Raw genomic sequence first — 13934 nt, 5'->3', positions numbered from 1 at the left:
GGAATGCTCAAGCCGCGACGGCGATGCCGGCGCTCAGCGCGTCGCGCAGGGCGCCAGCATCGAGGTCCTCGCCGATGAACACGAGGCGCGTGACCTGCGCCTCGCCGTCCTTCCAGCGGCGGTCGAAGTGCGCGTCGAAGCGCCGGCCCACGCCCTGCACCAGCAGCCGCATCGGCTTGCCCGGCACCGCCACGAAACCCTTGACGCGGTAGATGGTGTGGGCTTCCACCAGGCCTGCCAGCGCAGCCATCAGGCGATCGCGGTCGACCGCGGGCAACTCGAGCACCAGCGAGTCGAACTCGTCGTGGTCGTGGTCTTCCTCGTGGTCGTGATGGCTCTGGCGCGCATCGATGGTGGTCTCTGCCGCGCGGCCCTGGCCCAGCAGGACCGCGAGCGGCAGCCGGCCTTCGGTGGCGGTGACGATCTTCACCTCGGCCGGGATCTCGGCACGGATCAGCACCTCGACCTGCGCCTGCGCGGCCGCGTCCATCAGGTCGGTCTTGTTGAGCACCACCAGGTCGGCGGCCGACAGCTGGTCTTCGAACAGCTCGTGCAGCGGCGACTCGTGGTCGAGGTTCGGGTCGGCGCGGCGCAGCGCGTCGACCGCCACCACGTCTTCCGCGAACTGGCCCGACGCCGCCGCGGGGCCGTCGACCACCGTGACCACCGCATCGACGGTGAAGACGTTGGCGATGTCCGGCCACTGGAAGGCCTGCACCAGCGGCTTGGGCAGCGCGAGGCCCGAGGTCTCGATCAGCACCGCGTCGATCTGGTCGCGGCGTGCGGCCAGTTGCTGCATCACCGGCAGGAACTCCTCCTGCACGGTGCAGCAGACGCAGCCGTTGGCCAGCTCGTAGAGCGCGCCTTCGCGCTCGTTGCCCTCGTCGTCGCAGCCGATGCCGCAGCCACGCAATATCTCGCCGTCGATGCCCAGCTCGCCGAACTCGTTGACGATGACGGCGATGCGCCGGCCTTCGGCGTTGCCGAGGATGTGGCGCAGCAGCGTGGTCTTGCCGCTGCCGAGGAAGCCGGTGACGATGGTGACGGGGATCTTGGCGGTTTGCATGGTCGTGTGTGTCTCGAAAGAAGCAGAAAGGGATGATGACGCGGCCGGCGTGCGATGCGCACCGGCGCTCAGTGGATGGCCTTCAGCGCGGGCAGGACTTCGCGCGCGAAGAGCCGCATGCCGGCCAGCGCCAGCTCGTTGCCGAGCAGGCCGTTGGCGTTGAACACGCAGCGCAGGTTCGGGATGCCGGTGCCCGCACGCAGCGCCGCGATCTGCGCGAAGCAGGCCGGCGGGTCGCCGTGGATGAACTGCTCGCGCAGCACGCGGTCGATGTCGATGGGCGGCACCTCGGACGCGGGCACGCCGCGCCGACCGGCGAAATACACGCGGCGCTCGTACAGCTTCGGCCACAGCGTATGGAGCTGCGCCGCGACCGCGTCGGCACTGGCGCCGATGCACACGTAGCGTGCGAGCGACGAGCGCGCGCGCAGGTCGGCCACCGCGCAGCCGGCCGTATCGTCGGCCGTCTCGCCGGCCAGTGCGTCGAGATGCGCGAGCTGCCGTGCTTCGGGCGGCTCCAGGCTCAGCAGCAGCGGGATGCCGCGCTGCGCCGCGAAGCCCACGGTCTCGGCCGTCGAGCCCGCGATGTAGAGCGGCAACCGAGGCCGCGCCTGCAGCACGGCGCAGGCGTCCTCGAAGCGCGCGCGGGTGTCGGCCGCATCGATCCGCAGCGCCTGCAAGGTGGCGGCCTCGGTGCCGCGCCCCAGGCCGACGTCGATGCGGCCACCACTCTGGAAATGGAGTTGCGCGAGCTCTTCCGCCAGCAGCAGCGGCTGATGCAGCGGCGCCACCAGCACCGCCGTGCCGACGCGCAATCGCTCGGTGCGCGCGAGCAGCGCGGCGGCCAGCAACAAGGGCGACGGGTACGGCCAGTCGGCCTCGGACAGGCGGAATTCGCTGAACCAGGCGCCATCGAAGCCGAGCCGGTCGGCCTCCTCGAACAGCGCGAAGAAGGCGCGCGGATCGCCTTGCGTGGCCTCGCGCGTCCAGCCGGCCAGGTCGATGCGCATCAGCCGGTGCTCCGGTCGGCCAGCAGCCGCTCGCGCAGGCTGGCGCGCAGCATCACGCCGGGCGGCACGCCGATGCGGTCGAACACCACACCGAAGATGCTGTCGAGCACCGGCGCGTGGATCAGCTCGGCGCCGCCATCGGCCGCGATGCCGCCGTCGGCCACCACCACGATGCGCTCGAAGTGGCGGAATGCGAGATCCAGGTCGTGCATCACGACGACGACCAGCCGGTGCCGGCCGCGCGCGGCCAGGGCCTCGACCAGTGCGAGCCGGTGCCGCACGTCGAGACTGGCACCGGGCTCGTCCGCCAGCAGCGCGGGCGGGTCGGTGGCCAGCACGGTGGCGAGCAGCACGCGCGCCTGCTCCCCGCCCGACAGGGTCGACCAGCGGCGGCGGCGGAACTCGCCCAGGCCTTCGCGCGCGATGACCTCGTCGACGCCGACCGCCGCCGCGCCGGCCACGCGCTGCTGCTGCGCCAGGCGCATGCCGAGCAGTTCGTCGAGTGTCAGGTCCCAGTACGGCTCGAAGCGCTGCGGCATGAAGCCGATGGCCCGTGCGCGCTCGGCCACCGGCACGCGGGCGATGTCGCGCCCGTCGAGCAGCACGTCGCCGCGCTGCGCCGGCAGCAGGCCGGCCAGCAGCGACAGCAGCGTCGACTTGCCCGCGCCGTTCGGCCCGATGATCGCGACCGAGCCGGTCGCCGGCAGTTGCAGCGACACGTTCGACAGCACCGGCCGGCCGCGGCGCGACAGGCCCAGGCCGCGGGCTTCCAGGCGATAGGTGGCATCGTTCATAAATCAACCTCCGCCCTGCGGGCTGCGGTGCGAGCGCCTTCGGGCGGCCGGGCGGCGCTCATGCGCGCAACCTTCGCGCCAGCAGCACCATGAAGAAAGGCCCGCCCGCCACGGCCGTGACCAGGCCCAGCGGGATCTCGGCCGGCGGCAGCGCCGAACGCGCGATCGCATCGGCCAGCGTGACCACGATCGCGCCGGTCAACGCCGAGGCCGGCAGCAGCACGCGGTGCAGCGGCCCGACCATCCAGCGCGCGATGTGCGGCGCGGCCAGGCCGACGAAGGCGACCAGCCCGCCGTAGGCCACGGCGGCGGCGACCACCAGCGAACCGACCACCACGGCCAGCGGCGTGAAGCGCGCGACGTCCAGCCCGAAGCCTTGCGCCGCCGTGCTGCCCAGGCCGAGCAGGTCGAGTCCGCGCGCGATCGCCGCCGTGGCGAGCAGGCTTGCCGCGCACAGCCCCGCCAGCAGGCCCAGGCCGGGCCAGCCGGGCGTCTGGATGCCGCCGAGCACCCAGCTCATCACGACCTGCAGGCTCACGGTTTCATCGGACAGCGCGAGCATCAGGAAGGAGCGCAGCGCACCCAGCACCGCCGCGATGGCGACGCCCGCCAGCAGCATGCCGGCCGCGTCGAGCGCGCCCGCCACGCGCGACACGCCGAGCACCAGCATGGTCGAGCCCCAGGCGCCCGCGAAGGCCAGCGCCGGCAGCAGCAGCGCCTGCGGCAGGCCGAGCGGCACCAGCAGCGCGACGGTCGCGCCCAGCGCCGCGCCACCGGAAGCGCCCAGCAGATACGGCTCGGCCAGCGGATTGCGGAACACGCCCTGGAACACCGCGCCCGACAGCCCGAGCAGCGCCCCGACCAGCGCCGCCGCACCGACGCGCGGCAGCCGCCACTGCAGCAGCAGCCGGCTGCGCAGCGTGTCCTCGCCGGCCAGCGCGCGGTAGATGTCGGCCGGCGACGACCACTGGTGGCCGGCGCAGGCCGCGAGCAGCAACGCCGCGGCGAGCACGCCCGACGCGATCAGCCAGGGCCGCCAGCGCGGCGGTGTGCCCGATGTCATGGAAGGTGTCATTGCGGATGAAGCGTGCGGGCCAGCGACTCGATGCCGTCGATCGTGCGCGGGCCTGGAACGAGGAATTCGCTGCGCGACACGGTCAGTGCGCGGCCTTCGCGCACCGCACGCAGGTCGCGCCAGCCCGGCAGCCGCACCAGTTCGTCGAGCGCGGCGCGCGTGCCCGCGAACAGCAGCACGTCGGGATCGGATGCGAGGATCGCCTCGGGCGACACCTGCGGCACCGCGCCACGGCCCGTCAGCGCGAACTGGCTGCCGGCCTTGCGCATCGCTTCGCCGGTGTAGGTGTCGCCGCGTGCCACCAGCAGCATGCCGTTGCCGATGCGCCCGGTGATCATCACGGCGCGCGGCGCGGGCTGGCCGGCCACACGGGCCGCCACCCGGTCGAGCCGCTGCTGCAGCGCCGCGGCCAGCGCCTCGCCGCGCGCCGGCACGCCGGTCGCGCGGCCGACCAGCCGGATGTTGTCGAGCACCTCGCCCACGCTGCGGCTCAGCAGCACGATGACCGGCACGCCGATGCGCTCCATCGGATCGACCAGCTGGTGCGCGGCCTGCCGCGCCGGCGTGACGATCACCAGGTCGGGCTGCTGCGCGACCACCGCGTCGACCGAGAAGCCGAGCCGCCCGCCGACCTTGGGCCGGTCGACGACCTCGGGCGGAAAACGCGTGTAGTCCTCGACACCGACGATCCGGTCGGCCAGGCCGAGCGATGCGACCAGTTCGGTGTTCGACGCGAAGATCGTCACCAGCCGCTGCGGTGCCGCAGGCAGCACCACGCGGCGGCCGAGCGCGTCGCGCACCTCGATCGGCGCGGCGTGGGCGAACGCGCCCATCAGCAATGCCGTCGAGAGCGCGAGCAGACGTCGCATCAGAAATTCACGAGCATGCCGACCTGCAACTCGCGGCCGGGCATGGAAGTGCCGCAGCCACCGTTCTGGAAGCGCGGGTCCGCGATGCACGGCTTCTGGTCGAGCGCGATGAAGATCGGGCTGCGGTTGATGTCGAACAGGTTGTTGACGGCCGCGAACACCCTCACCTGCTTGTTGATGCGGTAGTCGCCGCGCAGATTCCAGGTCGTGAACGCGCCCTTGCGGTGGATGTAGGTGCTGTAGGGCTCGCCCTGCGGGATCAGCAGCGCCTCTTCGGTGTCGTACCACATCGGTCCGCGCAGCAGCGCGCCGAGCTGCAGGCTCCAGTCGTCCGGCTGCGCGCCCGCGCCACGGCCGTAGCGCATGCCGAGCGAGGCCTCGTACTTGTACATGCGCTGCACGCGGTCGGTGTCGAGCGCGGTCGCGCCCTTGTCCTGCATCGTGAAGTTGTAGTAGCCGTTGGCATAGGCGCTCACGCGGTAGGCGCCGGTCGAGAAGTCCAGCAACCTGGCGAGGTCGACGTCGGCGCTGGCCTCGAGCCCGCGCACCACGATGTCGGCCGCGTTGTTGGCGTAGTCCGATGTGTTGGTCGCGGCACCGCGCGACACGGTCGTGATCCGGTCGAAGATCGTGTTCTGGAACAGCGCCATGTCCATCTTCCAGGCCGGCATCTGCAGCGTGCCGCCGAACTCGATCTGCCGGTTGCTCTCCGGCTTGAGGTTCGGGTTGCCGAAGGTGCGGCCGCCACCGACGGCGGTGAAGTCGGCGCCGAGCTCGCTCGAGGTCGGCGCGCGGAAGCCGGTGGAGATGCCGGTGCGCAGGTTCAGCACGTCGAGCGCGCGCCAGGTGGCGCCGGCCGACCAGGTCGTCTCGTCATAGGACTGGCTGCCGCTGCGCTGCAGCGCCAGGTTGGGCGTGGGGTCGAAGCTGGTCTTGCCCCAGGTCTGGCGCGCGCCGCCGCGCACCGTGAGCCGGTCGCCGATGAACTTCTGCGCGTCCTCGAAGTACAGCGCGTTGACGTGCTCGGTCTGGTTGTTGTCGTAAGGCGCGACCTGGCCGCTCGGGCCGCCGGGCAGCGCGACGCGCACGCGATCGGAGCGCAGCTTGCTGCGTTCGAAGTCGTAGCCGACCAGCAGGTCGTTGCTGTCGCCCAGCTTGAAGCGCGGCTGCAGGCGCGTGCCCGCGATGTCGAGCTTGCGGATGTTGTAGTCGCTGCGCGTGCCGGGCACGGCGGCCGTGCCGCTGCGCACCACGGGCGACGCCCACTTGAACTCGTCCTCGTCCTGCACCAGGTAGGCCTGCGCCATCCAGCTGAAGCGGTCGTCGGCCGTGCGGCCTTCGTAGGTGGCGTCGAAGGACGCGTTGGTGCGGTCGTCCTTGCTCACGGTGTTGGCGCCCGATCCACGGAAGCCTGCGTTGTAGATGCCGTCGGTGCGCAGTTGCAGGTCGACCCGGTTCAGCTCGTTCAGCTGGAAGCCGACCGCGCCGCTGAAGCCGCGCCGCTCCCAGCCGGTGTTGGCCAGCGTGCCGCCGCCCTTGCCCGAGTCGTAGTCGCCGCGCCGGCCGCCCGAGACGCCGAAGTACCAGTCGGTCGTGTCGGTGGCGCCGCTGGTCTGGGCCGTGGTCGTCACCAGTCCCCACGAGCCGACGGTGATGCCCGCCTGGCTCGGCGGCGACGTGGCACCGCTCTTCATGATGATGTTGATCACGCCGCCCATGTTCTGGCTGCCGTAGATCACCGAGGCCGGGCCGCGCACGATCTCGATGCGTTCGATCTCGGACGTGCTCAGCTTCGAGATGTTGGCCGTACCCGCGCGCCGGCCGTTGATCAGCACCAGCACCTGGCCCTTGAAGTCGCGGCCCTGGCCGTCGCTGGTCGCGCCACGGATGTTGATGGAGGTCTGCCCCGCGCTCCATTCGCTGAAGAAGCCGACCGCGTTCTCGGCCAGCAGGTCGGTCACCGACCTGGCGCTGGACCGGTCGATGGCGGCGCGGTCGATCACCTGCGTGGTCGCCGCGATCCGGCCGCGCTCCTCGGGCCGCGCGGTGGCGGTCACGAAGATCTCCTTGAGTGCGTCGGTCTCCTGCGCCATGCCGTCGCCGGCGGCGATCGACAGGCAGGCGAGAACGCCGAGGCGAACGGAGTTCGGGATGGGGAACGGATGGGGCTTGGGTTTCGTCTTGCGCATGCGCGGCTCCAGTGCGTCCTGCGACCCCGCAGGACTGTCGACACAGAAAAGCACGCTGAGGGAGGGCACGCGTCGAGGCAGGGCCGCTGCATGCGCATCGACCTGCCCGGACCGACGCACTCCCGCAGCGTCCGAAGGCGGCGGCGCAGGCCGGTATCCGGGCTCACGGGACGTCGCCGGGTGCATGCATGGACACGGGCACATGCATCTCCGACGACCGGACACCTCGCCTTCCCACGCGTTGAAGCGCAGTGACTGCCGATGCCGGTGGCATCGACCTGAGGGTTCCATTTCCGCTGACCGTTGCGGGGGCAGCGCAGGATTGGCTGCGTCATGGACGACGCGGCGCACCTGCTTCCCGTTTAACCCCCAGGCCATCGAATGGCATGCAGGGCACCTGGCAACCGTGGCGCGCCGACCGCTTGAGCGGATCGGCGCGACCGGGCGGGATTATAGGGAGCGGGGGTGACGGGTCAGGCGTGCTGCTGCAGGCGCACGAGCGCGTCGGCATTGGACGAACACGTCGCACGGAAGGCCGCGCCGATGCGCCCATCGGTCGCGCAGGCACGCCAGAACGAGACGGCGGCGCTGCACGCGCTCAACCAGGCTTCACGCTGTGCCGGCAACGGGAGCGCCAGGTCCAGCGCGCGATCGGCGGGCACTTCGCCGCCGGGCAGCGGCGCATAGCGCATCGGCAGCATGTCGTAGACCGGCGCCAGGCCGAGCCGGCCTTCGTGCGGCACGAAGCTCAGATTGCCGGTGTGCATGTCGGTGTTGCCGATCAGGCGGCCGTACCACCAGAGCCGGCGCACCGCCGCGACGGCTTCCTCGTCGAGCAGGCCGAGCGTGAGAAGCCGGCCGCACAGGCGCGGCCACTCCATCGATGCGTCGCCGATCAGCGCCGCGTTGATCAGGTCGAGCCCGCACAACGGACTGCGGCCGGCATCGCCATGGCGATCGAAGCGCTCCACCTCCAGGAAGGTCCGGCCACCCGACTGCAGGATGCGGCTGCGCGCAACGGCAAGGCCGGGAAGCGCGTCCGCGTGCGCGAGCGCGAGGTGTTCGCACACCAGCAGGTCGGACCAGCGCTGGACGGTCGCGGCCGCATCGGCGCCCGAAAACTTCACCAGGACGTGCGGCGTCATGCTGCCTGCCAACGCACGCCGGGCCGTGAACTTGGGGAACTCTCCGGCCGCACTGGAGCCAGCCGAGCCCGCCGCGGCGGCCTGCTCGGCCAGCGCCTGGTAGCGCGCGCCGGTGGCGGCCTCGGCGATGGGGTCGCCTGGCGCGGCCTTGGTCGCCAACCACAGTTCGCAGGCCGCATCGCCCAGGATCAGGTTGCCGCTGAGGTCGGCGCCCCGCTGGCTCAGCACGTGCAGGATGTCGTCGTCGTTCCACTCCTGCGGATTGGCGGCGACCTGCAGTTGCCTGTGTTCCGCTCGCGCGAACTGCCGGCCCATGTAGCCTTGCGGACGCATCTGGTAGAGCGGATAGGGCAAGCCGTCCCACCACCCGTCGCGGGCCTCGTCAGGCGCGGGCCATGGCGTGCCGTCGAGCGGCAACCAACTGCCTTCGGGGCGCAGCGGCGTGAGCTGGCCCCACTGCTGGACATGGCCCGCCCGATCGACCGCGTAGACCGGCAGCGACGACGACACGCCGCGGACGGACCGCCCGAGCGCATAGCGCGCGCGCCTTGCCTTGCCGCCCGTGACCACGCCATCGCCCAGTCGCCGGAGCAGCCGGTGCACGGTGGGCACGCTCACGCCCAGCGACGCCGCCAGTTCGGCGGCGCTGGAAGCCGGGCTCCGCGCGAGTGCTGCACGGAGTTGATCTGGCGCGGAGGCGGTTGGCAGGGGCATGCGGATTGAGAAGATTCTTGATTGGATTCAACAGAACAAATTCAATTGAATCAATGGCATTTTTCCATGAAACACGAATTGATGAGAAGATTCTTGAGGCGATCGAGGTCACCCTGGCGGATCCGAATATCTGCAGCCAGGCACGCCCTGCAAGGCCGGCCCGATCGAACGCCGAAGCCCGGCCGAATGGCCCTTGTCTCGACAAGGCATGCCTCGCCACCCGGATACTGAGCTTGGACCGCCACCCGATCGTCGCGATTCACGGCCATGACGAAGCGCATGTCCTTCGGGTTCCTCTTCTCCCCCTTCTCCCATCACCCTCTCCTTCCTTCGACATACCATGACCCTCGCACACGCCTACGCGGCCCAGTCCGCCACCACGCCGCTCGCGCCCTTCAGCTTCGAGCGCCGCACGCCGACCGCACGCGACGTCGCCATCGACATCCTGCACTGCGGCGTCTGCCATTCCGACCTGCACACCGCGCGCAGCGAATGGGGCCCCGCGAACTACCCGGTGGTGCCCGGCCACGAGATCGTCGGGCGCGTGACCGCGGTGGGCGACGGCGTCTCCAAGTTCAAGGTGGGCGACATCGTCGGCGTCGGCTGCATGGTCGACAGCTGCCAGCATTGCCAGCCCTGCGCCGACGGCCTGGAGCAGTACTGCGACAACGGCTTCACCGGCACCTACGACAGCCCCGAGCAGGTGTCGCGCGCCAACACCCTGGGTGGCTATTCCGATCACATCGTGGTGCACGAGAAGTTCGTGCTCAAGGTCACGCACGCCGAAGCCGACCTGGCCGCCGTCGCGCCGCTGCTGTGCGCCGGCATCACCACCTATTCGCCGTTGCGCCAGTGGAAGGTCGGCCCCGGCATGAAGGTCGGCATCGTCGGCCTGGGCGGGCTCGGCCACATGGGCGTGAAGATCGCGGCGGCCATGGGCGCGCACGTGGTGCTGTTCACCACGTCGCCCGGCAAGACCGAGGACGCGCTGCGCCTGGGCGCCAAGGAAGTGGTCGTCTCGAAGAACGCCGACGAGATGGCCGCGCATGCCAACAGCTTCGACTTCATCCTGAACACGGTGGCCGTGGCGCACCCGCTCGACCCCTTCCTGGGCCTGCTGAAACTCGACGGCACGATGACGCTCGTCGGCGCACCCGCGACGCCGCACCCGTCGCCCGCCGTGTTTGGCCTGATCTTCAAGCGCCGCCGCCTGGCCGGCTCGCTGATCGGCGGCATCGCCGAGACGCAGGAGATGCTCGACTTCTGCGCGGAGCACGGCATCGTCTCGGACATCGAGCCCATCGCCATGGCCGACATCAACGACGCCTACGAGCGCATGCTCAAGAGCGACGTGAAGTACCGCTTCGTGGTGGACATGGGGACGCTGAAGGAAGCGGCCGCGGCCTAGGGATTGGAGGCGCTAAAGCGCCTCGACCCGCCCCAGGTCCGGCTTCTCCAGCCATTCCGCCAATTCATCCGCCAGCTGCTGTGACGCGCCCGCCGCGGTGCGCCAGGCCTGCATGCGCGCAGCGGGGTCGCCGGCGTAGCGCGCGAAGTCGTTGCGGTCGGGCAGCTTGCCGTTGGGCAGCGTCGCGATCCAGGCCGGATCGGGCGCCAGCAGCACCATGCGATCCAGGAAGGGCGTGGCCTTGTGGCGCCACTTCAAGCCCTTGTCGAGCCAGCCGGGCACCACGGCCTTCTGGAAGTGCGGGTACAGCACCAGCCCGGCATCGCCAGGCCGATAGTCGAGGTGCAGGTGGTAGTCGGTGATGCCACCGTCCCAGTAAGCACCGGGCGGCGCGCCCGGGATGTCGTGCACCGCCTCCAGCATGAACGGGATCGAGCACGACGCGCGCAGCGCGAGCTCGAAATTGGCCTCGTTCAGCGGCGCGCGCCGCGTCGTGAAATCGCTCGTGCCAAAAGGCAGCTCGGTCGCGCCGCCGGTGGAAAAGACCACCCGCTCCAGCCAGCCGCCCAGCGCGCGGCGGTGCAAGCCGTTGGCAACGAAAGCGCCCAGGTAACCCACCGGCGTGCGCGCCCTGCCCTCGCGCCCGAGCAGGTGCCGGCCATGCGCCGCGATCACGTGCAGCCGGTAGCGCGGATGCGCGAGCACCTGCTGGGCCCGGCCGCCGTAGAAGCCACTCAAGCCCTCGCCGAACTGCCGACTGACCTCGCGTGCCGTCAGCCGCTTCTGTCCGGGCGGCAGCGTGAATTCCTGATGGATGTAGCCATGCTCGAAATCGCGCAGCGTGTGTTCCGCGTCGTCCAGGCAGGCGTTGGCCAGGCGCCAGGCGCCGATCGACGCGCCGACCAGGTCGATCGGCTGGCTCGAACGTGGCAGCCAGTCGGCAAACAGAAAGCGGTCGATGGCGCCGAGCACCAGCCCTTTCGGACCGCCGGCCGCGCCGGGAATGGTGCGGATGTCCTGCGGACGCAGGCCATGGCGGGCGATGTGCTGGCGGGCGGCGGGGCCGGCGTAGAGACGAAGCGCTTGCATGTCGATGACGCGGTGAGTGGAGGCGGCTGGCCCCCCGATCATCGGCAATTGCAGACAACCGCGCAGGCCGACGACTTCTACGGCCCGCGGCACGGGTCCTGGTCGACCCGTCGCCGCTGGCGATTCGCGGCTGCGCCTACTTGCGCAGCCCCTGCAGCTTGGCGAAGGCACTGGCCATCTGCCCGGCCGGCTGCGGGGCGCTGTCGCGGCGCGGCTGCTGCTGGCCGCGGCCCGCGCCCTCGAAGCGGTTGTCGCGCGGCCCGTCGCGGCGCGCCGGTGCGGCGTCGAGCTTCATCGACAGGCCGATGCGCTTGCGCGCCACGTCGACCTCCATCACCTTGACCTTCACGATGTCGCCGGTCTTCACGACCTCGCGCGCATCGTTGACGAACTTGTGGCTCAGCTGGCTCACGTGCACCAGCCCGTCCTGGTGCACGCCCAGGTCGATGAAGGCGCCGAACTGCGCCACGTTGCTCACCGTGCCTTCGAGCACCATGCCCTCCTTCAGGTCGGCGATGTCTTCCACGCCGTCGTTGAAGCGCGCCACCTTGAAGTCGGGACGCGGATCGCGGCCCGGCTTCTCGAGCTCGCCGAGGATGTCCTTGACCGTGATGACGCCGAACTTCTCGTTGGCGAACAGCTCGGGCTTGAGCGTCTTCAGCATCTCGGCACGGCCCATCAGCTCGGTGATCGGCTTGCCGGTCTTCTGCATGATCTGCTCGACCAGCGGATAGGTTTCCGGATGCACGCCGGTGATGTCCAGCGGGTTGCTGCCGCCGCGCACACGCAGAAAGCCGGCGCTCTGTTCGAAGGCCTTCGGCCCGAAGCCGGTGACGTCCATCAGCTGCTTGCGGGTGGCGAAGGCACCGTTGGCCTCGCGCCAGCGCACCACCGCCTTGGCCACGCTGGCCGACAGGCCCGAGACGCGGCTCAGCAGCGGCACGCTCGCGGTGTTCAGGTCGACGCCGACCGAGTTCACGCAGTCCTCGACCACCGCATGCAGCGTGCGCGCGAGCTCGCCCTGGTTCACGTCGTGCTGGTACTGGCCGACGCCGATCGACTTGGGGTCGATCTTCACCAGCTCGGCCAGCGGGTCCTGCAGGCGGCGCGCGATGCTGGCGGCACCGCGCAGGCTCACGTCGACGTCGGGCATCTCCTGCGACGCGAACTCGCTCGCGGAATAGACCGAGGCGCCGGCCTCGCTCACCACCACCTTGTCGATCGTCATCGGCGGCGCGCCGGCCTGCTCGGCCATCCTGGCGAGCAGCTTGATCAGGTCGGCGGCCAGCTTGTCGGTTTCGCGGCTGGCGGTGCCGTTGCCGATCGCGATCAGGTTCACGCCGTGCTTGGCGCACAGCTTGCCGAGCGTGTGCAGCGAGCCTTCCCAGTCACGGCGCGGCTCGTGCGGGAACACGGTGGCGGTCTCGACCAGCTTGCCGGTGGCGTCGACCACCGCGACCTTCACGCCGGTGCGAATGCCCGGGTCCAGCCCCAGCACCACGCGCGGGCCGGCCGGTGCGGCCAGCAGCAGGTCGCGCAGGTTGTCGGCGAACACCTTGATGGCGACCTTCTCGGCCTCTTCGCGCAGTCGCGTGAACAGGTCGCGCTCGGTCGACAGCGACAGCTTCACGCGCCAGGTCCAGGCGACCGCCTTGCGGATCAGGTCGTCGGCGGCGCGGCTCGCATGGCTCCAGCCCAGGTGCAGCGCGATCCTGCCTTCGGCGATGGATGGCTTGCCCGGCTCGGGCTCGACCGGCAGCACCAGCTTGGCATCGAGGATTTCCAGCGAGCGGCCGCGGAACACGGCCAGCGCGCGGTGCGAGGGCACGCGGCCGATCGGCTCGTCGTAGGCGAAGTAATCTCGGAAGCGCGACACGTCGACGTTGTTCTCGTCCTTGCCGCTCATCAGCGTCGACTTGAACAGGCCTTCGGTCCAGAGCCATTCGCGCATGCGCTGCACCAGCACGGCGTCTTCGGCCCAGCGTTCGGAGAGGATGTCCCGCACACCGTCGAGCACCGCGGGCACGGTCGAGAAATCGGGGCCCGGCTTGCCATCGTCGAGCGTGGTCGCGGGCTTCAGGAAGGCCTGCGCCTCGACCGCCGGGTTCAGCGTCGGATCGGCGAAGAGCTTGTCGGCCAGCGGCTCGATGCCGAACTCGCGGGCGATCTGGCCCTTGGTGCGGCGCTTCTGCTTGAAGGGCAGGTACAGGTCTTCGAGTTCCTGCTTGGTCGGCGCGGCCTCGACCGCGGCGCGCAACTGCGGTGTGAGCTTGCCCTGTTCGTCGATGCTCTTGAGCACGGCGGCGCGGCGGTCTTCGAGCTCACGCAGATAGGACAGGCGGGCCTCGAGTTCGCGCAGCTGGATGTCGTCCAGGCCGTCGGTGGCTTCCTTGCGGTAGCGCGCGATGAACGGAACCGTGGCACCACCGTCGAGCAGTTCGACGGCTGCCTTCACCTGGTGCTCGCCGACCTTGATCTCGGCCGCGAGCTGGCGAATGATTTTCAGCATGTCTTGGACTTGTCCCTGGCAAAAACGGCCGAGTTTGCCATAGGCGCCCGGGCCGTTTCCACCCTG

At 70.4% G+C, this 13934-nt stretch carries 11 protein-coding genes and 1 riboswitch; of the genes, 2 read left to right on the top strand and 9 right to left on the bottom strand.

The genetic code is table 11. The annotated features are described in order from the left end of the window. Positions 1–7: 7 nt before the first annotated feature. From cobW to yjjJ, 7 genes are all read right to left on the bottom strand, one after another. Positions 8–1066: a cobalamin biosynthesis protein CobW gene (gene cobW, locus AC07PZ_RS23255; RefSeq protein WP_495297519.1), complete on the bottom strand. Its 1059-nt coding sequence runs from the start codon at positions 1064–1066 to the stop codon at positions 8–10. A gap of 68 nt (positions 1067–1134) precedes the next feature. Then, complete coding sequence (locus AC07PZ_RS23250; RefSeq protein ID WP_495297518.1) at positions 1135–2076, bottom strand: LLM class flavin-dependent oxidoreductase; 942 nt, start codon at positions 2074–2076, stop codon at positions 1135–1137. Beyond that, positions 2076–2870 carry an ABC transporter ATP-binding protein gene (locus AC07PZ_RS23245; RefSeq protein ID WP_495297517.1) on the bottom strand — a complete coding sequence of 265 codons (795 nt, stop codon included), beginning with the start codon at positions 2868–2870 and terminating at the stop codon, positions 2076–2078. The genes AC07PZ_RS23250 and AC07PZ_RS23245 overlap by 1 nt, the downstream gene beginning before the upstream one ends. 58 nt (positions 2871–2928) lie before the next feature. Next, on the bottom strand, positions 2929–3933 hold the full coding sequence (locus AC07PZ_RS23240; RefSeq protein WP_495297516.1) for a FecCD family ABC transporter permease: 1005 nt from the start codon (positions 3931–3933) through the stop codon (positions 2929–2931). Between the two features lie 8 nt (positions 3934–3941). Continuing rightward, on the bottom strand, positions 3942–4814 hold the full coding sequence (locus AC07PZ_RS23235; protein WP_495297515.1) for an ABC transporter substrate-binding protein: 873 nt from the start codon (positions 4812–4814) through the stop codon (positions 3942–3944). Next, positions 4814–7003 carry a TonB-dependent receptor gene (locus tag AC07PZ_RS23230; protein WP_495297514.1) on the bottom strand — a complete coding sequence of 730 codons (2190 nt, stop codon included), beginning with the start codon at positions 7001–7003 and terminating at the stop codon, positions 4814–4816. Before AC07PZ_RS23230 ends, AC07PZ_RS23235 begins: the two co-directional genes overlap by 1 nt. 146 nt (positions 7004–7149) lie before the next feature. Further along, a riboswitch (cobalamin riboswitch) is annotated at positions 7150–7403 on the bottom strand. A 73-nt stretch (positions 7404–7476) separates the two neighbouring features. After that, positions 7477–8862 carry a type II toxin-antitoxin system HipA family toxin YjjJ gene (yjjJ, locus tag AC07PZ_RS23225; RefSeq protein ID WP_495297513.1) on the bottom strand — a complete coding sequence of 462 codons (1386 nt, stop codon included), beginning with the start codon at positions 8860–8862 and terminating at the stop codon, positions 7477–7479. A 53-nt stretch (positions 8863–8915) separates the two neighbouring features. Between yjjJ and AC07PZ_RS23220 the strand changes: the two genes are divergently transcribed. Both AC07PZ_RS23220 and AC07PZ_RS23215 read left to right on the top strand, forming a co-directional pair. After that, the gene (locus tag AC07PZ_RS23220) at positions 8916–9206 is read left to right on the top strand and encodes a hypothetical protein (protein ID WP_495297512.1); all 291 of its coding nucleotides are present in this window, start codon (positions 8916–8918) and stop codon (positions 9204–9206) included. Beyond that, positions 9203–10270 (top strand): NAD(P)-dependent alcohol dehydrogenase, encoded by a 1068-nt coding sequence (locus tag AC07PZ_RS23215; RefSeq protein ID WP_495297511.1) that lies wholly within the window; start codon positions 9203–9205, stop codon positions 10268–10270. The genes AC07PZ_RS23220 and AC07PZ_RS23215 overlap by 4 nt, the downstream gene beginning before the upstream one ends. 12 nt (positions 10271–10282) lie before the next feature. On the opposite strand, the gene AC07PZ_RS23210 is transcribed toward AC07PZ_RS23215, so the two are convergent. Continuing rightward, positions 10283–11359: a patatin-like phospholipase domain-containing protein gene (locus AC07PZ_RS23210; RefSeq protein WP_495297510.1), complete on the bottom strand. Its 1077-nt coding sequence runs from the start codon at positions 11357–11359 to the stop codon at positions 10283–10285. 136 nt (positions 11360–11495) lie between these two features. Beyond that, positions 11496–13868 carry a Tex family protein gene (locus tag AC07PZ_RS23205; protein WP_495297509.1) on the bottom strand — a complete coding sequence of 791 codons (2373 nt, stop codon included), beginning with the start codon at positions 13866–13868 and terminating at the stop codon, positions 11496–11498. Between the last annotated feature and the right edge of the window lie 66 nt (positions 13869–13934).

This window comes from Variovorax sp. GW821-FHT10B04 (assembly GCF_059415645.1).
This window is presented reverse-complemented; position numbering and strand designations above follow the sequence as displayed.

Bases quoted from the DNA above. Each gene is read 5' to 3' on its own strand.
- AC07PZ_RS23220 (WP_495297512.1), top strand. From the start codon at position 8,916: ATGGCATTTTTCCATGAAACACGAATTGATGAGAAGATTCTTGAGGCG.
- AC07PZ_RS23250 (WP_495297518.1), bottom strand. From the start codon at position 2,076: ATGCGCATCGACCTGGCCGGCTGGACGCGCGAGGCCACGCAAGGCGAT.
- AC07PZ_RS23205 (WP_495297509.1), bottom strand. From the start codon at position 13,868: ATGCTGAAAATCATTCGCCAGCTCGCGGCCGAGATCAAGGTCGGCGAG.
- AC07PZ_RS23210 (WP_495297510.1), bottom strand. From the start codon at position 11,359: ATGCAAGCGCTTCGTCTCTACGCCGGCCCCGCCGCCCGCCAGCACATC.
- cobW (WP_495297519.1), bottom strand. From the start codon at position 1,066: ATGCAAACCGCCAAGATCCCCGTCACCATCGTCACCGGCTTCCTCGGC.
- AC07PZ_RS23240 (WP_495297516.1), bottom strand. From the start codon at position 3,933: ATGACATCGGGCACACCGCCGCGCTGGCGGCCCTGGCTGATCGCGTCG.
- AC07PZ_RS23235 (WP_495297515.1), bottom strand. From the start codon at position 4,814: ATGCGACGTCTGCTCGCGCTCTCGACGGCATTGCTGATGGGCGCGTTC.
- AC07PZ_RS23245 (WP_495297517.1), bottom strand. From the start codon at position 2,870: ATGAACGATGCCACCTATCGCCTGGAAGCCCGCGGCCTGGGCCTGTCG.
- AC07PZ_RS23230 (WP_495297514.1), bottom strand. From the start codon at position 7,003: ATGCGCAAGACGAAACCCAAGCCCCATCCGTTCCCCATCCCGAACTCC.
- yjjJ (WP_495297513.1), bottom strand. From the start codon at position 8,862: ATGCCCCTGCCAACCGCCTCCGCGCCAGATCAACTCCGTGCAGCACTC.
- AC07PZ_RS23215 (WP_495297511.1), top strand. From the start codon at position 9,203: ATGACCCTCGCACACGCCTACGCGGCCCAGTCCGCCACCACGCCGCTC.